Source organism: Chloroflexota bacterium (assembly GCA_013152435.1).
Classification (GTDB): domain Bacteria; phylum Chloroflexota; class Anaerolineae; order DUEN01; family DUEN01; genus DUEN01.
The window spans coordinates 19470-36303 of record JAADGJ010000049.1; the positions used below are offsets into that span (position 1 = coordinate 19470).

Genomic DNA, 16834 nt, shown 5'->3' on the forward strand with positions numbered 1-16834 from the left:
CGCAATACGCAACACGTAACACGTAACACGCAAAAGGAGGCGAAGATGGATTACAAGTTCGACCCTACCGTGCGATATGGCAAGACCCATGAGTGGGCCCGTGTGGAGGGGGACGAGGTGGTCGTGGGGATCAGCGATTACGCCCAGGACGCCTTGTCCGATGTCGTCTATGTGGAGTTGCCGGAAGTGGGGACCACGGTGAAGCAGGGGGAGCCCTGTGCGGTGGTGGAGTCGGTGAAGGCGGCCGAGGACGTGTATTCGCCCGTGACGGGCGAGGTGGTCGCCGTCAACGAGGCATTGGCGGACACGCCGGAGCTGGTGAACGAGGATCCATATGGCAAGGCCTGGTTCTTCCGAGTCAAGATGGCGGACCCGAGTGAGCTGGACAACTTGATGGATGCCGAGGCATACAAGGCGTACCTGGAGAGCGAGGCGCATTGATCCGGGCACGGAGCGTGGAAGCCCGGATGTGGAACGCAAAGAAGCGCGAGGTGATGTGGAGATGAACTACATACCCAATTCGGACGCGGATCGGGCGGCGATGTTGGAGGTCATCGGCGTGCAGAGCGTTGATGACCTCTTCCGTGATGTGCCGGCCGAATATCGCTATCCCAAGCTGGATCTGCCCGCGCCCGTCTCCGAGATGGAGGTCTTGCAAGAGTTACAGGCTCTCAGCGAGGAGAACATAGATCTGGATCATGTCGCATGTTTCCTGGGCGCTGGTGCCTATCGCCATTTCATCCCCAGCGTGGTGGACTTCGTCCTGTCCCGTTCGGAGTTCTACACGGCCTACACGCCCTATCAGCCGGAGATCAGCCAGGGTACCCTGCAGGCCGCATTCGAGTATCAAACCATGATCTGCGAGCTGACGGGCATGGATGTCTCCAACGCCTCCCACTACGACGGGGCCACGTCCACGGCCGAGGCGGTCATTATGGCGTTGAATGTGCACCGCCATCGGCGCCGCAAGGTAGTGCTGTCCCCGGCCGTGCACCCTCAGTATCGGGAGGTGGTTCGTACCTACACGCAAGGAATGGGGCTGACCATCGTCGGCGATGACGGGGTGGGCAATGGCCCGGAAGACCTGGCGGCACTGTGCGATGAGGATACGGCCTGCGTCGTCGTCCAGTATCCCGACTTCTTCGGGCGTGTGTTGCATCCCGACCGTCTGCGAGCGCTGGCGGAGGACGTGCATGCGCGTGGGGCATTGCTGGTCGTCGTGGCCAATCCCATCGCCCTGGGGCTGTTGCAGCCGCCCGGCGCTTGCGGGGCGGACATCGTCGTAGGCGAGGGGCAGGCCCTGGGCAATCCGCTCAGCTTCGGCGGCCCATATCTGGGTTTCTTCGCCTGTCGACAGGAGCATGTGCGCCGCTCCAGCGGCCGCATCGTGGGTGAGACGGTGGACGCCGAGGGGCGGAGAGGCTATGTGCTCACCCTGAACACCCGGGAGCAGCATATCCGCCGCGCGAGGGCGACGTCGAACATCTGCACCAACCAGGCGTTGAACGCGCTGGCGGCCGCCGTGTACATGTCCGCCTTGGGGCGCCAGGGGCTGCGGCGCGTGGCCGAGCTGTGTTATCACAAGGCGCACTACGCCGCCGCTCAGATCTCGGCATTGCCCGGCTATTCCCTCTGGTCCCAAGACTTCTTCCACGAGTTCGTCGTGCGATGCCCGAAGCCCATCGAGGAGATCAACCGTTACCTCCTGGAGGAGTGGGGCATCATCGGCGGCTACGATTTGGGGCGGGATTATCCGGAGCTGGCTGGACACATGCTGGTGTGCGTGACCGAGGTGAACACGCGAGACGACATCGATGATCTGGTGGAGGCGCTGCGCGAGGTGGCGGAGCAGGAGGGGGAACGATGACGGAACCGTTGATCTTCGAGATCTCTTCGCCGGGGCGGATCGGCGCGTCGCTTCCGGACCTGGACGTGCCGGAGGCCGAGGTGCCGGCCGGATGGGCCCGTGACGACCTGCCCCTGCCGGAGGTCGCCGAGGTGGATGTCGTCCGCCATTTCGTGCGTCTCTCCCAGATGAACTACGGCGTGGATGTGGGCTTCTACCCGCTGGGATCGTGCACCATGAAGTACAATCCCAAGATCAACGAGGTGGCGGCCCGGCTGCCTGGCTTCGCCCACGTCCATCCGCTGCAGGCCCCGGACACCGTCCAGGGGGCCATGGCGCTGATGCACGAGCTCCAGCGCTTCCTGGCCGAGATCGGCGGGTTCGCCGCCGTGACGTTGCAGCCCTCGGCGGGGGCGCACGGTGAGCTCACCGGCGTCCTCATGATGCGCAAGTACCTGTACGATCGAGGGGAGACCCAGCGCACGAAGATCCTGGTGCCGGACTCGGCTCACGGCACGAACCCGGCCTCGACGACCATGTCGGGCCTGGAGGTGATCGAGATCCCGTCCGACGACCGGGGCAACGTGGATCTGGAGGCGTTGAAGGCGCACCTGGACGACAGGGTGGTGGGGCTGATGCTGACGAATCCCAACACGCTGGGCCTGTTCGACGAGCACCTGTTGGAGATCACCCGGCTGGTGCACGAGGCGGGCGGCCTGGTCTACGGCGACGGCGCCAACTTCAACGCCATCCTGGGGATCTGTAAGCCAGGGGAGATGGGCTTCGACGTCCTGCACTATAATTTACATAAAACTTTCTCCACGCCGCACGGCGGCGGCGGTCCCGGCTCCGGCCCCGTGGGGGTCTCCGAGGAGTTGGCCCCGTACCTGCCCGGTCCCATCGTCGATCAGGAGATGACGGACGATGGCCCCAGGTACGTGTGGCGCATGCCGGAGCGCAGCATCGGCCGGGTCAAGAGCTTCTGGGGAAACTTCGGCGTGATGGTGCGGGCGTACACGTACATCCGCATGTTGGGGGCGGAGGGGCTGCGGGCGGTGGCCGAGAACGCCGTCATCAACGCCAATTACCTGGAGGCCCGGCTGAAGCACGTCTACCCGGTGCCGTACAGCCATCGCACGTGCATGCATGAGTTCGTGGCCCAGGGGAAGATCGAGGGGGCGCCGGATGTGCGGGCGTTGGACATCTCCAAGCGGCTCATCGACTACGGCTTCCACCCGCCGACGATGTATTTCCCGCTCATCGTGCGCGAGGCGCTCATGATCGAGCCCACGGAGACGGAGAGCAAGGACATGTTGGATGCCTTCGTGGATGCCATGCTCAAGATCGCCGAGGAGGCCCGCACCGATCCGGAGCTATTGCACACAGCGCCGCACAACGCGCCGGTGCGCCGTCTGGACGAGGTGCGTGCCGCCCGCCATCCCGTGCTGCGGTATCGTAAGCGAGAGCCCCGGCTCTGAAACGAGGTAGGGGCGAAGCATTCCACTCATGATGCCTCTCGGAGAGGGATACTGCATCTGGGCGGGTCCTCTCTGTGCGCGCCAATTTGCGGGGAATGCCTCGCCCCTACCCCAGCGCCTCCAGGATCTTGCGCACGATCAGGGCGTCGATGCGATCCAACCCCTCCGTCAGCGCCCACACGTCCCGCTCGCCCGCCCAGATACGGCGGATGGGGTCTTCCAGCCTGTAGCCGCCCTCGGTCAGTTGCGGGAATGCTGCTTCTACCGCCGCTTTCGCCTCTTCATTGCCCTGGGCGGCCGCCACCACCGCCTGCACCACCGGGCCGAACTGCCGCTGCAGCCGCGCCCAGGAGCCGGGAAATGCGGCGAACGCCTCCTGCTCCTTGCGCCGCCAGGCCCGGGCCGCGGCCGCGTCCCCCTTACGCTCCGCGATCTCAGCCAGGATGGCGTAAGGTGCCCAGATTTCCAGAGATGGATCGTTCAGGGATTCCATGATGGCCACGGCCTTCCGCGCGTACTCCTCCGCCGCGGCCAGGTTCGGCCGCGGGCCGTAGGGGGAATCGTAGGACGTCAGCAGCAGGTCGGCGAGGTTGTTGTAGTCCCTGGCGACTTCTTTGGCATTGCCGATTTCTTCATCCATTTCGATCGCCCGGCGGTACCAGCGCTCCGCCTCGGCCGGCCGCCCCGCACCCTCCGCTACGATGGCCAGTTGGTTGCAGGTCTTCGTCGCATTCGCCTTGTCGTCGATACGTTCCCATATGTGAAGTGCCTCGCGGTAACAGTGCTCCGCCTCGGCCCAGTCCCGCCCCTCCTCCGCCACCCTGCCCAACTGGTGCCAGGCAATGGCCTGGCTGCGTTCCTCGCCCAGCGCCCGGAAGCGTGTCAGCGCCTCGCGGTAGCGCCGCCGCGCCTCGGCCAGGTCCCCCTGCAGCATCGCCAGGGTGCCCAGTTGGCCCTGAACAACGGCGATGCCCCGTTCTTCGCCACCGAGTTCCTGCTTGATTGCCAGCGATGCCTCATACTCCGCCCGGGCCTCGGCATAGCGCCCCTGGTCGCGCAGCACGTCCGCCAGGTCGGTGTGGACAATGCCAGTCTCTCGCCGCACCTGGTCCGTCTGCTCCAGCGCTGCCAGAGCTGCTAGTTTCTGCCGGTACACCGCCTCGGCCTCGCCCGCCCGGCCCTGGGCTGCCAGGCTGCGGCCCAGGCGTCCCAGGGTCAGGCAGCGATCGTAGCCCGTATCATAGTCCGCGCCCGCGTCCATGAGCGCCAGCAGGCGGCGAAACACCCCCTCCGCCTCCCGCGCCTGCCCCCGGCTTCGTAGCATCTCCCCCCGCTGGCTTTCCAGCAGGAACTCCGCCTTCGTCAAGAGCCCCTCGTTGCCCCGTCGCCTCGTCGCCTCGTTCCTCACCCTCTCCATCATCACATCCCGCTCCCGCCAGCGCCCGAACAGGTCCAGGAAGTAGGCAATATCGTCGGCCAGGTCCACCGCCGCGTCCCAATCGTGGGCGGCCAGGTGCAGGTCCAGCGCCCGGCGCAGATTGGGCAGCTCCCGCACGGCGATGGCCCGGGTGGGGATAGGGTCCCGGTTGTCGGCGTGGTAGAGGTAGGTTGCCACCGCGTGGTATCGCTTCCGGAATCGTTCTTCCAGGTCGGCCCGCCGCTGAGGATCTAGCAGTCGCGCCAGGTGGGGCGCCAGGGTGGGGTGGAAGTGAGTGTAAGGATATTGAATACCGGGCAGGTGTTCAAGCGTAATCAGGCTTGCCTGCCTCAGCTCCTCCCGAGCAATTCGCCACAAATCTTCATCAAATTCGGTGACGGCCAGTAGATCGTCCTCCATGGCCCGCCCCTGAAATACGGCCAGCGCGGGCAGCAGGGCCCGGGTCTCCTGGCCCAGGCGGCGCAGGGAAAAATCCAGGCTCAGCGTCAGGGACTCGTTGCGCTCCGCGGCCTTGCCCTCCACGAAGCCGGGCAGCATGGCCTCGAACTCGGCGATCAGCTTCCCCACATCGCGTCCGATCTCGGGGTCGGCCAGGTGGGGCAGCACCAGTTGCAGGGACAAGGGATGGCCGCCCAGGAAGCGCAGCAGGTCCTCCAGTTCTCGCCGCGGGGGCCGTTTGATGCCCCGATCCGCCAGGATCTGCCCGGCCAGCTCCAACGCCTCGGCCGGGACCAGGCCGGACAGGGGCAGGTAGGCGGTGGTCGCGCCCGGTTCGAAGGCCGGGTGGCCAAAGTCGGTGTCCCGGGTGGTGATCAGCAGGCGGCTGCCGCCCTGCCCGGCCCAGGTCGCGCCCGCGTCCAGCAGGGCCTTCAGCTCCTCTGGGGGCAACGCCGCGTCGCCCCGGGGCAAAATGGTCTCGAAGTTGTCCCACACCACCAGAGTGGGCTCCGCCGCCAGCGCCTTTGCAATGGCCTGCACCGGATCGCCCTGGTGGATGGTGAAATCCGGGCTCACCAGGGCGTTGCCCAGCTCGCTCAGGGCCAGCTCCAGGCCGCCGCCCCGCTCCAGTGAGAGGAAGACGGCCTGACGGAAGAGGCCGGTGCGCACGAACCAGGCCGCAGCCTCGGTGGCCAGCGCCGTCTTGCCCTGTCCGCCAAAGCCGTGCAGCACCACGACGCGTCGCGTCGCGAAGGTCCGCTCCAGTGTCAACAGCTCCCGGGCCCGACCGTGGAAGCCATGCCGGGGCTTCGGCGGGAAGCCGCCGCGGGCGGGCTGGCGGGGGATGGGATCGGCCGCGATCACCTGTTGCGGCAGGGCGGTCAGGGGCGCGGCCGCAAAGGGTGCGGGGTCGGCCTGCTGCTGGTAGAGCACGGGCAGGAACCAGTCGTGGAGATGGATGATGTCCTCCCGATCGCTGGCGGGGCGGTAGATGCGGTGGCGTTCCGTGTCGGCCAGCAGATCGAAGCGGGCTCGATCCAATGCCTGGCCGATGGTGCGGCCCCGGGCCAGCTCCCGGTAGAAGACGTCAGTGAGACGGCGGGTGGTCTCCACCAGCACGCTGTAGTTCATGGCCAGCACGCTGCCCACGCCCGATTGGATCAGGCGGGCAGCCACGCTGCTGAAGGCGTTGAGGTCGCCCGCCTCGCCCGTCTGGCAGGCGTCCAGCACCATCAGGGGAATGCGGGCCTGGTTGAGCAGGGTGCCCAGGCGGTTGGCGTTCACCGGATCGGGTTGGTGGTCGGGGTCCTCAAAGAGCAGGTAGCCCAGGCCGATGTTGGGATCATAGACGCCGTGGCCGTCGAAGTGGACCACGTGCACCGGCGGTTTGTCGGGGTCGGACAGGCGCTCGGCCAGCGCCTTGAGCGTGGGCGGGCGCAGGAATTCGACCTGGGCCTGATCGCCCAGGGGGGCCAGCGCGTCCAGCAGGGCCACGGCGCTCGAGCGGGGGTCGATGAAGCCCACGCCCTCAGGTCGGCTGATCACCATGAGCACACGCAGGGGCAGGTCGAACTGCACGGGCTGAGCCCGTTTCACCTTGTGCAACCGTCGCCGCACCACGATGGGCGGGCTGGCGTTGAACACGTGGCCATCCTCGTCCGCCAGCAGCTCCCAGGGCAGACGCAGCACGCGCGGCTCCACCGCATCGATGGTGAGCAGTTTGGGGTCATCCGCCGCGTCTAGGAACTGCTGGGCCACGCGCATCGCGTCGGCGTGGCCGAACAGGCTCTGCCACAGGCGGCGGCCCATGTCCTCCAGTCGGCTCTCCAGCTTCTGGGCGCGGGCATAGTCGGGGCCGGTGGGCCAGCGCCAGTACAGTTCCAGGTACCAGCGCAGTTCCGCCAGCTCCTTGTCCGTCAGGGGGGTGATGAAGGGCGCCGGCTCGCTGTCGAGATATAATTCCTGGCAGTGCAGGCTGCAGGTGATGGGGGACTCGGGGTCTTTGGTGTCGGATTGGAAGCGGGCGATGAGCTCCATGGGGACACCTCCGAGGGACAACATGATTGCTGAGGGTGACTGGCCGACTGTTCCTACAAGAGCGTTTTCAATGTCTCCGGGTCGGCTTTGGTCAGTTCGACGCGAGTTCCGTCGGGCCGGATGATGACTATGTCGGGGTGGGAGCCAGGCATGGGATGCTGTCGTGCCCGCCAATCCTGGTAGAAACGATACAGGATGTCCACTGCCTGCAACATGGCCGCGGATACGGTGATGACGACCATCGCGTCTATGCCCTTGGTTACGGTCTGGGATATCACCTGGGCCTGGGCCGTGCCGGCCAGCATGCGTTGCAGCGTTTGGGCGTCGGACGTCGCGTTTGGACCCCTCAGTTCAATCTGAAATTCGAGCATGGTGGTGCTCCTGAAGTATGTATGACGCACTTATTTTGAGTATATCATCGGCAATCATGTCTGCCAAGCGAAGTTTGTGCAAACGGTGGTGTCTCTCTTCCGTAAGAGAGAACCCGGTTCTGAAAGTAAGGGCGAGGCATTCCCTGTAAATTGGCGTGTTCAGAGGGGGTCCGGCGGATGCGACATCTCGTTCTGAGAAGCATCACGGGCGGAATGCCTCGCCCCTACCCCAGCGTTTCCAGGGTCTTGCGCACAGTGCGAGCGTCCGTAACGAAAGAACCCCGGCCTCTCCAAGAAGCCGGGGTTCTGAAGGCGTGCGAAGCCTGCGTCAATGTTCCGGTGGGAGCACGTAGATGCAATCCTCCAGCAGGCCGACGGAGACCTGGCTGCCCTCCGGGTAGATGGTCACCTGACGGGGATCGTACTCCACCGCCGTGATGAGCTGGCCCGCCACCTCGACATCGTACTCCACCTGGCCGCCCAGGTAGGAGGCCCGGCGGACGATGCCCCGGTAGTGGCCTCCCTCCTCCTGCACCCGGATGGCCTCCGGGCGGACCACCAACGTGACCTCCGTCCCAACCGGCGGCGTGTGCTCCACCTTGGGCACGTGTAGCGTCCTCCCCAGCACGTCCAGGCTCACCTGCCCGTCCTCAATTCCCGTCACCCGGCCGCGCATGAAGTTGGTACGGCCGATGAAGTCGGCCACGAAGGCGGTGGCCGGCTGGCGGTAGATCACCTGCGGCGACCCGATCTGCTCGATCCTCCCCTCGTTCATCACCACGATGCGGTCCGAGAGCGTCATCGCCTCGATCTGATCGTGGGTCACGTACACGCTGGTGATCCCCAGCGTCTTCTGGATGCGGCGGAGCTCCGTGCGCATCTGCTCGCGCAGCTTGGCGTCCAGGTTGGAGAGCGGCTCGTCCAACAGCAGGACCTTGGGCTCCATGACCAGGGCTCGGGCCAGGGCCACGCGCTGCTGTTGCCCGCCCGAGAGCTGGTTGGGTGCCCGGTTCTCCAGGCCCGTCAGCTCGGTCAGCTCCAGCACCTGCGCCACCTTCTGCTCGATCTCGCTCCGGCTCAGCTTCTTGATCTTCAACCCGTAGGCGATGTTCTCGAAGACGCTGAGGTGCGGGAAGATCGCGTAGCTCTGGAACACCATGGCCATGTCGCGCTGGTTGGGCGGCAGATCGTTGATCTCCTTCCCGTCCAGGATGATCTGCCCCTTGGTCGGGAACTCAAATCCTGCGATGAGGCGCAGGGTCGTCGTCTTCCCACAGCCTGAGGGACCCAGCAGGGTGATGAATTCCCCCTGCTCGATCTCGATGTTCACGTCGTTGACGGCGACAACCTCTCTCTCTCCGCCGCGCCCGGCGAAGACCTTGCTCAGATTGATTAACCGCAGATACACGCTCATCCTCCACCGATGGTCAAGTCTACGCCTTCCTCGGCTGCGAAGGCCCGCCCGACCAGCAGGTACGTCAGCCCGATGGCGACCAGTACGATAAAGATCAGGATCATCGAGTAGGCGGCGGCCGTACTCATGCCTCCCTGCTCCACCTCGCTCAGGATCCACACGGTCAGGATCGGCCACTCGGCCGTGGTCAGGAAGATGATAGCCGAAAGGCTGGTCATATGGCGGGCGAAGGCGAAGATGAGCCCGGCGATGAACGCGGGCAGGATCAAAGGCATGGTGATGTGTCGGAAGGTGTATTGGGCGTCGGCGCCCAGGCTGGTGGACGCCTCCTCGATGGCCGGGTCGATCTGCTGGAGCGCCGCGACGCCGGCGCGCACCGAGGCCGGCAGGCTACGCACCGCATATGCCGCGATCACGATGTACGGCGTGCCCACCAGCGCCAGCGGTTTCCCGACGAAGGTGAGCGCCGCGCTGAGCGCGAGGAACGACAGCGCGACCCATTGTCTCGCCCCCTCTCGGACGCGAGAGATCGCGTAGATGCCCAGCGCCAGCGAGGTGAAGCCCAGCATGGCCATGGTCGGGCGGGTGAACACCCGGATAGCGGTGCTCGTTCGCGTGATGATCTTGGGCCAGGTGGTCCCGGGAAGCGTGCGGCCCCACGCGGCCAGCGGCTGGGTGATGAGGGGGCTCAGGTTGTATATGGCCAGGAGCGCCGCCATGATGAGCGGCGCCAGCATGGCGCTCCGGCGTCGCTCAGGGGGCGCCCAGCGCGCCGCCGCGGCGGCGATCCCCAGGAAGGCCGCCATCAGCAGGTAGCGCCAGGCGTCCTCGTACAGGTAGATGCCGGGAAGCCACGTCAGCCCATAGCCGATCAGCGAGCCCACGGCCAGGATGGCGAGCCGCCGGCGCCAATCGGGGACGGTGTTGGCGACCAGGTAACCGGCCAGCATGGCGTAGATCAGCACAACCACCACGATGGGCGCCTTGATGAAGGCGATGATGTAGCCGATGCCCAGGATCGTGCCCGGGACGGCGCCGCCCAAATTGGAGACGAAATCCAGAGCCTGCTTGCCCGAGAAGGCCTTCCGTACGACCAGGAAGGCGATCACCATTCCGGCGATCCCGGCGATGGGGGTGGCCACGGCAGACAGGAACGTGGTGGAGAGGATCGCGTTCAGGCCACGTCCCAGGGCGTCGCCGTAGTGGCTGAGGTCCAGGCTGTAATCAATGCCCCATAGCCGGGTGATGGAGCCGACGAAGATGGAGAGGTAGAGCATGAGGATCAGCAGCAGCATCAGGGTGGCCACTATGATGAAACTCCATCGGATGACCGGCTCCTTGACCTGGAGCTGACCGCCGGTGGGCTTACCGGTGACGGCGATGTAGGAGCGACGGCTGACGTAGTAGCGCTGGAGCAGGAACACGGTCAGCGTGGGGATCAGCAGCACCAGGGAGAGCGCTGCGCCCTTCTGTTGGTCATACTGGCCGTTGATGGCCAGGAAGATCTCCACGGAGAGCACGGTGGTGTTGCCCCCCAGGAGCAGCGGGTTGCCCAGGTCGGCCAGGGATTCCACGAAGAGGAGCAGGAAGGATCCGGCCAGGCCGGGGATCAACAGCGGCAGGGTGACGGTGCGGAAGATGTGGAACTTGCTGGCCCCCAGGCTCAGCGCCGCCTCCTCCACCGACGGATCGAGGCGTTCCAGCATCGCCCGGATGATCAGGTAGGCCACCGAGAAGTAAGTCACGATCTGGACGAAGACCAGGCCGTCCAGCCCGTACACGTCGTTGGCCCCGGGGCCGAATCGCATTCCCAATAATTGCTTGGTGATAAGGCCGTTCCGCCCGAAGAGGAGCACCGTCGCGATGGCGATGGCAAAGGGCGGGGAGATGGTCGGCAGCAACGTCAGGACGTGCAGCAGCCGGGGGAAGGGCACGTTGCAGCGTACGATCGTGTAGGCGAAGATGAACCCCAGTGCCGTGCCCCCGGTGGCCGTCATTAGACCCATGATCATGGTGTCCCGCAGCACCTGAAGGTTATGCGCCTGATAATAGGGATCGAAGTATTGGGCGAAGTACTTCATGCTGAACTCGCCGCTGACCGGGTCGAAGAAGCCCTGCCAGGCGACGCGCAGGAGCGGGTAGGCGACGAATAGGAAGACGAAAATGCCTACCCCCATCAATCCCATGGCCAGGACGGGGTCCTGGCCGATCATCTTCAGCTCACGATAACGTCGCCGCAGGCCCATGCGCCAGCCGCGCGCGCTGACCTCTGCGGCGGTGGGTTGGATGGCGATCTCGCTCATAGGAATTCGCTTTCGGAGTGAGGTGATGGATCGGCCGTGCAGTGCCGATGAGAGCAGTAAGGGGGCGAGTCGGCGACCCGCCCCCATTTCCTGTCGCTTGGCCGCCGATTACTTCTTCAAGTTCTCGGCTCCGGCGATCTCGTTGGTGAACTTGTCGATGAACTCCTTCTTGTGCTCGCCGCACCACTGGAAGTCATAGTCGATGAGCTTGACTTCCAGCAGCTCCGGCCGGGAGGCCTTGGCGCCCTTCACCGTGGGAGCCTGGTAGGCGTGGTACTTGGGGCCGAGCTCCTGGGTCTCGGGCTCCAGCGCCCAGTCGAACCACTTCTTGGCCGCATCCAGGTGCTTGGCGCCCTTGATGATGCCCATGCCACCGATCTCGTAGCCGGTGCCCTCCTCGGGGAAGGTCAACACCAGCGGCGCTCCCTTCTCGATCTCGGCCACGATGTCGTGGGAGAAGACGATGCCGACGGCTGCCTCACCCTGTCCGACGAACTTGGCGGGCGCTGCGCCGCTCTTGGTGAACTGCAGCACCTGGCCGGCGTACTTCTTCAGGAACTCCCAGCCCTCCTCCTCGCCCTTAATCTGCAGGATGGTGCACAGGGCGGTGTAGGAGGTGCCGGAGCTGGACGGATGTGCGACCATGAGCTGACCTGTGAACTCGGGCTTCAGCAGATCATCCCAGCTCCGAGGGGGCTCCACGCCGGGGTGCTCCTCCAGCCAGTTCTTATTGGTGGCGAACCCCAGCGAGCCCACGTAGATGCCGACCCAGTAGTTGTCCGGGTCCTTCATGAGCTTGGGATCCTTGATGTTGGCCGCGTTGGGCGACTCGTACGCCTCGAGCAGGCCCTCGTTCTTGGCGGCGATGAAGCTGTCGATGGGGCCACCCCACCAGATATCGAACTGGGGATTGTCCTTCTCGTTGCGCAGCCGCGTCAGCGACTCACCGCTGGACATGCGCACGAAGTTGACGGTGATGTTGGGGTAGCGCTTCTCGAACTCGGCCTTCATGCCCTCGCACCACTCGACCTGCGGGGTGCAGAGAAGGTTCAGCTCGGTGCTCTCCTGCTGCGCTGGCTGCGCTGCCTGGGGGGGCACGCACGCACCCAACAGCAGAACGAGGATCATCATAGGGGTGATCCACATGAGATGGCGACGCATGGTATACCTCCTTAAGCGTAGTGTCCGATTGGCTGTGGAGCGTTCATTTGAATGCTGTCGTCTGTCCGAAGAAGTATGCGCCGTTGCACCTCCTTATCTTTTCTGTTGTGGTCGATGCTGATATCGAGATCGCAACTTCACGAAAGTGAGGGACACCCAAGACGGGGGATGGTCTGGGTGTCGCAGGGTGAGGCAAAAAGATCACGGAGGGTAATCGTGATGACTTCTTCCGTCCTCGATCTTTATTATAGCATGCCTCGGCGGAGAAACGCAATCGCGGCGAGGCCGTTTTAAAGCTCGAAATGCCCTGCCCCGATACGGCGTAAGCAGAATGTTGCAGGCGGGAGGCTGAAAAAGGGGCGTCCCACCAGGGGAGGCCCCTTTCCCACTGGCGATCGCACCCCTGAGGCTACAGGAGCGCCCGAAGCGTCTCGGCGCTCTCGATGATCTCCGCGGTGGGATCGTGATCGCCGGTCTCGATCTCGATGCTCAGCGGGCCATCGTAGCCGACCATCTTCAGCGCCTGGATCACCCCTTCCACGTCCACGACGCCCTTGCCCAGGGCGCAGCATCGGTGGCCGCCGCCCGGCAGGATATCCTTAAAGTGCACGTGGACGATGTGCCCTTGCAGCTCGTAGATGGCCTTCACCGGGTCACCGCCCGCTGCCGCCATGTTCCCCGTGTCCATGGTCACGCCGATCCAGTTCTCGTAGCCCTGGATGGTTTCCAGCAGCTCCTGGGCCGTCCTCTCCGGGTGGTTTTCCACGCCGACCTTGATCCCGTACTTCTGGCACAAGGGGTAGATCTTGCCGGCCATGTCCCGGTCGATCCAATCGGCGATGACGGGTGCCCCCAACACCCGGGCTGCCTGGAAGGTCACCTCGGTGCGGTCCAGGTTCTCCCGGGCGTCGCCCAGGCCGCTGGCGAAGGAGACCACGCTCAACCCCCGGCGCTCGATGATCTGGCGCAGCGTGACGAAATCGACCAGCTTCCACGTCCAGGGCCCGGCGTGCGCTTTCCACACCTCGACGGCGTTCAATCTCGCCGGCTCCAGTCGATCAAGGAGTTCGGCGAACACCTGGGGAGTCGCGTGCTCGGTGGTGGCGCGCTCGGCCTCCCCCCAATTGAACTCGACGCTCGGGTAACTGATGGCATCGCACACATAGCTGGCGCTGACGAACGAGATCTGCATGGGATCCTCCCCCTCCATGTGCTGTTTGCGTTTTGCTGCTTACGCTTCTATTCCTTCTCCATCGCCTCCAGCTCATCGATCATGCCGGAGATGACGTCGAAGCCGCCCTGCCAGAAGGCGGGCGAGGTGATGTCGATCCCTGCCTCGCTCAGCACTTGCTGGGGGCTCGCCGATCCGCCGTAAGCGAGGATCTTCAGATAGGCGGGTTTGAAGGTTTCTCCCTCCTCTTTGTATCGCTGGTACAGGGAGAGCACCAGCAGTTGTCCGAAGCTGTAGGCGTACACATAGAACGGCGTGTGATAGATGTGTGGAATGGAGACCCACTCCCAGCGGAACTCCTCGCTGATCTCCACGGCGTCGCCGAATTGGTCGTGCAGGTTGGCCAGGTAGCGCTCACAGAGCTGATCCGTGGTTCGTCCCTCGGTGACCAGATCGTGGGCCTCACGCTCGAACAAGGCGAAGTAAGCCTGGCGCAGCACGGTGGCGTAGGTGTCGTCCAGGGCGGAGGCCAGCAGATCTCGCCGCACGGCTGCGTCCTTCTCCTCACGCAGCAGCCGGTCCGTCAGCAGCATCTCGCCGAAGACGGAGGCCGTCTCAGCCAGCGGGAGGGATGGGTGGAAGGTGAGGACGGAGTGGTGGCTGGCCAGGGAGGAGTGGATCGCGTGTCCCAGCTCATGGGCCAGCACGGCCACATCCCGGGCCTTGCCGGTGTAGTTGAGCAGGATGTAAGGGGTGACGCCCGGCAGAACACCGTAGGAGAAAGCCCCTCCCTGCTTGCCCGGCCGCACCTGGGCGTCAATGTGACGATCGGTGAAGACCCGTCGGGCGTGCTCTGCCATCTCCGACGAGAACGCCTGGTAGGTGTCGAGCACCAGATCGACCGCCTCACCGTAGTCGTAGCTCTTCTCCGCGCTGACGATGGGGGCGTAGATGTCGTACCGGCGCAGCCGATCCATGCCCAGCCAGCGGGCCTTCAGCCGGAAGTAGCGCTGGAAGACGCCCGCGTTCTCCCGGCATACCCTCAGCAGGGTATCCACGGCGGCGTCCGGGATGTCATTGGCCAGGTTTCGGACGGCGATGGGGGAGGGGAAGTGGCGCAGTTTCAAGTTCTCATTGTGCCAATCCCGCACCCGATAGGCGTAGATCTGTCCCAGCAGGCCGCCCTGTTCCCCGTAGACCCGATATAGCTCCTGATAGGCGGCCGCGCGGACCTCGGGGCGTGGATCCCGGGCGTACACCATCAACTGCTCACGGGTGAGCAGCTTTTTCTCTCCGTCCACCTCCAGCTCGAAGAGGAAGCGGTTCGTGATCATGTCGTAGAGGGTGATGAGCGCGTTGATCCCGTTGACGTCTTTGATGTTGATGATCTGTTCTTCCGGCTCGCTCAGGGTGTAGGGCTTGAAGCGGCGCAGGCTCTCCAGGAAGTAGCGGTAGTCCCCGGCGTGGCGCATGAGGCGCTGAGCCGGCTCGTCGTCCAGCCCCTTCCACCACAGGCTGAAGAACAGGATCCGATTCTGGACATCGGCGCCCAGTTGCTCGATCCGGCTGCGGAAGGCGAGCGCTTGTTGATCCTGGGTGTCCTCGGAGAACCAGAGGTATGCGTAGCCGCCCAGCCGGTGCAGCGCCTGCGAGATCGCCTCATATTGACGGACGATGGCGAGGAAGTCCTCCTCCTCCATGTCGGGGGATAGCCGATCACGTTGCGCTTCCATCTCCTCCACCAGCCGTTCCAGATCGGCGATGACCTCATCGGCGGCCTCAGGCGAGGTGAGCAGGTCGCTCAGATCCCATCGCGTGGATTCGGATACGAGAGGATGCATACGCAATAGCTCCTTCCATGGATTGTGCTGGGGTAAGCTTTCGTGGATTCTATCATGCCCCGCCTCGTCGCTCCGGTCAAGTTTCTGAGAGTGTGTCTGAGAGATGCCGTTGCTTCTGCCGTGGGGAGGCCCGGAGGGGCTCCGCCCCTCCTGAAAAAGCCCTTCTTCTGCCTTCAACCTGCCTGGCCTCGGCCTGGGCCCTTCGGAAAGGGCCGAGAAAGGCAGGTGCAGGCCGGATGGGGACATCCCTGGCTGCGCTGCCGGGGCAGTTGGCTCTCGATGGCGCTCGTGCTATACTGGAGCCAGTTCTCCATTACAGAGGTAAGCTCATGGCGAAGCACATCTATCCACTGACATTCGAGCCGCAGTTTCGGGATTATATCTGGGGCGGCCGCAACCTGGAGGCGTTCGGGCGTAAGCTGCCGCCCGGGATCGTGGCGGAGAGCTGGGAGATCAGCGGTCATTTCTCATCGCCCACTGCGGTGGACGCGGGGCCGTATAAGGGGCGTCTGTTGACGGAGTTGCTGCCCGAGCTGGGGATAGACCTGGTGGGGAGGCGCAATCAGGCGGCGTTGGAGCGAGGGAAGTTCCCCTTGCTCGTCAAGCTGCTGGATGCGAACCAGGATCTCAGCGTGCAGGTGCACCCGGATGACGAGTACGCCCGGGTGCATGAGAACGGTGAGCTCGGGAAGACGGAGATGTGGTACATCCTGCGCGCTAAGCCGGGGGCCCGCCTCATCTACGGTCTGCGTCGCGGTGTGACCCGCGAGGACTTTCTGCGGGCGTTGCAGGAGGGCGATCTGGAGCGCTGCCTGCATTACCTGCCGGTTCGGGAAGGAGACGTGGTCTTCATCCCGACAGGCACGGTGCACGCCCTGCTGGCGGGCCTGGTGGTGGTGGAGATCCAGCAGAATTCGGATGCGACCTATCGTGTGTACGATTGGAACCGGGTGGGGCCGGATGGCAAGCCACGGCCGCTGCACATCGAGAAGGCGATGGATGTGATCGACTTCAACCGGGTGGAGCCCGGTGCGGTGAGGCCAGAGCCGGTGGAGGTGCGGGATGGCTTCCGGCGTGAGGTCATCACCCGGTGTCCATACTTCATCGTGGAGAAGATCGAGTTGACGGCGGGCGAGCGCTTTTCCGGGGCGTGCACGGGGGACACCTTCGAGATCTGGGGATGCGTTCGGGGCGAGGCGGCGGTCACCTGGGCGGGCGATCCGGTGATCCTGCCCACGGTGCGGTTCACGCTGCTCCCGGCCGCCTTGGGAGAGTTCGCCGTGGAGGCTCGCGAGCCGGCTGTGTTGCTGCGGACGTACGTGGAGTAGCGGGGAGG

General features: G+C 64.7%; 11 protein-coding genes. 4 read left to right on the forward strand and 7 right to left on the reverse strand.

Annotated elements, in window-relative coordinates; genetic code table 11:
• Positions 1-45 precede the first annotated feature (45 nt).
• The 3 genes from gcvH to GXP39_06155 all read left to right on the forward strand — a co-directional run bounded on the left by gcvH (position 46) and on the right by GXP39_06155 (position 3324).
• A complete protein-coding gene (gene gcvH, locus GXP39_06145; GenBank protein NOZ27620.1) occupies positions 46-441 on the forward strand; it encodes a glycine cleavage system protein GcvH in 396 nt (131 codons plus the stop codon).
• A gap of 61 nt (positions 442-502) precedes the next feature.
• A complete protein-coding gene (locus GXP39_06150) occupies positions 503-1867 on the forward strand; it encodes an aminomethyl-transferring glycine dehydrogenase subunit GcvPA (GenBank protein NOZ27621.1) in 1365 nt (454 codons plus the stop codon).
• Positions 1864-3324 carry a glycine dehydrogenase subunit 2 gene (locus GXP39_06155; protein NOZ27622.1) on the forward strand — a complete coding sequence of 487 codons (1461 nt, stop codon included), beginning with the start codon at positions 1864-1866 and terminating at the stop codon, positions 3322-3324. Before GXP39_06150 ends, GXP39_06155 begins: the two co-directional genes overlap by 4 nt.
• A 106-nt stretch (positions 3325-3430) precedes the next feature.
• On the opposite strand, the gene GXP39_06160 is transcribed toward GXP39_06155, so the two are convergent.
• From GXP39_06160 to GXP39_06190, 7 genes are all read right to left on the reverse strand, one after another.
• Entirely contained in the window at positions 3431-7237 is a 3807-nt protein-coding gene (locus GXP39_06160; protein ID NOZ27623.1) for a tetratricopeptide repeat protein, read from the reverse strand.
• 53 nt (positions 7238-7290) lie between these two features.
• Complete coding sequence (locus GXP39_06165; GenBank protein NOZ27624.1) at positions 7291-7608, reverse strand: hypothetical protein; 318 nt, start codon at positions 7606-7608, stop codon at positions 7291-7293.
• A gap of 328 nt (positions 7609-7936) precedes the next feature.
• A complete protein-coding gene (locus GXP39_06170; GenBank protein ID NOZ27625.1) occupies positions 7937-9022 on the reverse strand; it encodes an ABC transporter ATP-binding protein in 1086 nt (361 codons plus the stop codon).
• The gene (locus GXP39_06175; protein NOZ27626.1) at positions 9019-11325 is read right to left on the reverse strand and encodes an iron ABC transporter permease; all 2307 of its coding nucleotides are present in this window, start codon (positions 11323-11325) and stop codon (positions 9019-9021) included. Before GXP39_06175 ends, GXP39_06170 begins: the two co-directional genes overlap by 4 nt.
• 108 nt (positions 11326-11433) lie before the next feature.
• The gene (locus GXP39_06180; protein ID NOZ27627.1) at positions 11434-12486 is read right to left on the reverse strand and encodes an ABC transporter substrate-binding protein; all 1053 of its coding nucleotides are present in this window, start codon (positions 12484-12486) and stop codon (positions 11434-11436) included.
• A gap of 409 nt (positions 12487-12895) precedes the next feature.
• Entirely contained in the window at positions 12896-13678 is a 783-nt protein-coding gene (locus GXP39_06185) for a sugar phosphate isomerase/epimerase (protein NOZ27628.1), read from the reverse strand.
• 47 nt (positions 13679-13725) lie between these two features.
• Positions 13726-15498, reverse strand: coding sequence for a M3 family oligoendopeptidase (locus tag GXP39_06190; protein ID NOZ27629.1), 1773 nt, complete (start codon positions 15496-15498; stop codon positions 13726-13728).
• A gap of 329 nt (positions 15499-15827) precedes the next feature.
• Here GXP39_06190 and GXP39_06195 point away from each other — a divergent pair, with 329 nt between their 5' ends.
• Complete coding sequence (locus GXP39_06195; GenBank protein ID NOZ27630.1) at positions 15828-16826, forward strand: class I mannose-6-phosphate isomerase; 999 nt, start codon at positions 15828-15830, stop codon at positions 16824-16826.
• The last annotated feature ends 8 nt before the right edge of the window (positions 16827-16834 follow it).

Excerpts from the sequence above, each read along its gene's own strand:
- gcvH (NOZ27620.1), top strand. The coding sequence starts at position 46 with ATGGATTACAAGTTCGACCCTACCGTGCGATATGGCAAGACCCATGAG.
- GXP39_06150 (NOZ27621.1), top strand. The coding sequence starts at position 503 with ATGAACTACATACCCAATTCGGACGCGGATCGGGCGGCGATGTTGGAG.
- GXP39_06155 (NOZ27622.1), top strand. The coding sequence starts at position 1,864 with ATGACGGAACCGTTGATCTTCGAGATCTCTTCGCCGGGGCGGATCGGC.
- GXP39_06160 (NOZ27623.1), bottom strand. The coding sequence starts at position 7,237 with ATGGAGCTCATCGCCCGCTTCCAATCCGACACCAAAGACCCCGAGTCC.
- GXP39_06165 (NOZ27624.1), bottom strand. The coding sequence starts at position 7,608 with ATGCTCGAATTTCAGATTGAACTGAGGGGTCCAAACGCGACGTCCGAC.
- GXP39_06170 (NOZ27625.1), bottom strand. The coding sequence starts at position 9,022 with ATGAGCGTGTATCTGCGGTTAATCAATCTGAGCAAGGTCTTCGCCGGG.
- GXP39_06175 (NOZ27626.1), bottom strand. The coding sequence starts at position 11,325 with ATGAGCGAGATCGCCATCCAACCCACCGCCGCAGAGGTCAGCGCGCGC.
- GXP39_06180 (NOZ27627.1), bottom strand. The coding sequence starts at position 12,486 with ATGCGTCGCCATCTCATGTGGATCACCCCTATGATGATCCTCGTTCTG.
- GXP39_06185 (NOZ27628.1), bottom strand. The coding sequence starts at position 13,678 with ATGCAGATCTCGTTCGTCAGCGCCAGCTATGTGTGCGATGCCATCAGT.
- GXP39_06190 (NOZ27629.1), bottom strand. The coding sequence starts at position 15,498 with ATGCATCCTCTCGTATCCGAATCCACGCGATGGGATCTGAGCGACCTG.
- GXP39_06195 (NOZ27630.1), top strand. The coding sequence starts at position 15,828 with ATGGCGAAGCACATCTATCCACTGACATTCGAGCCGCAGTTTCGGGAT.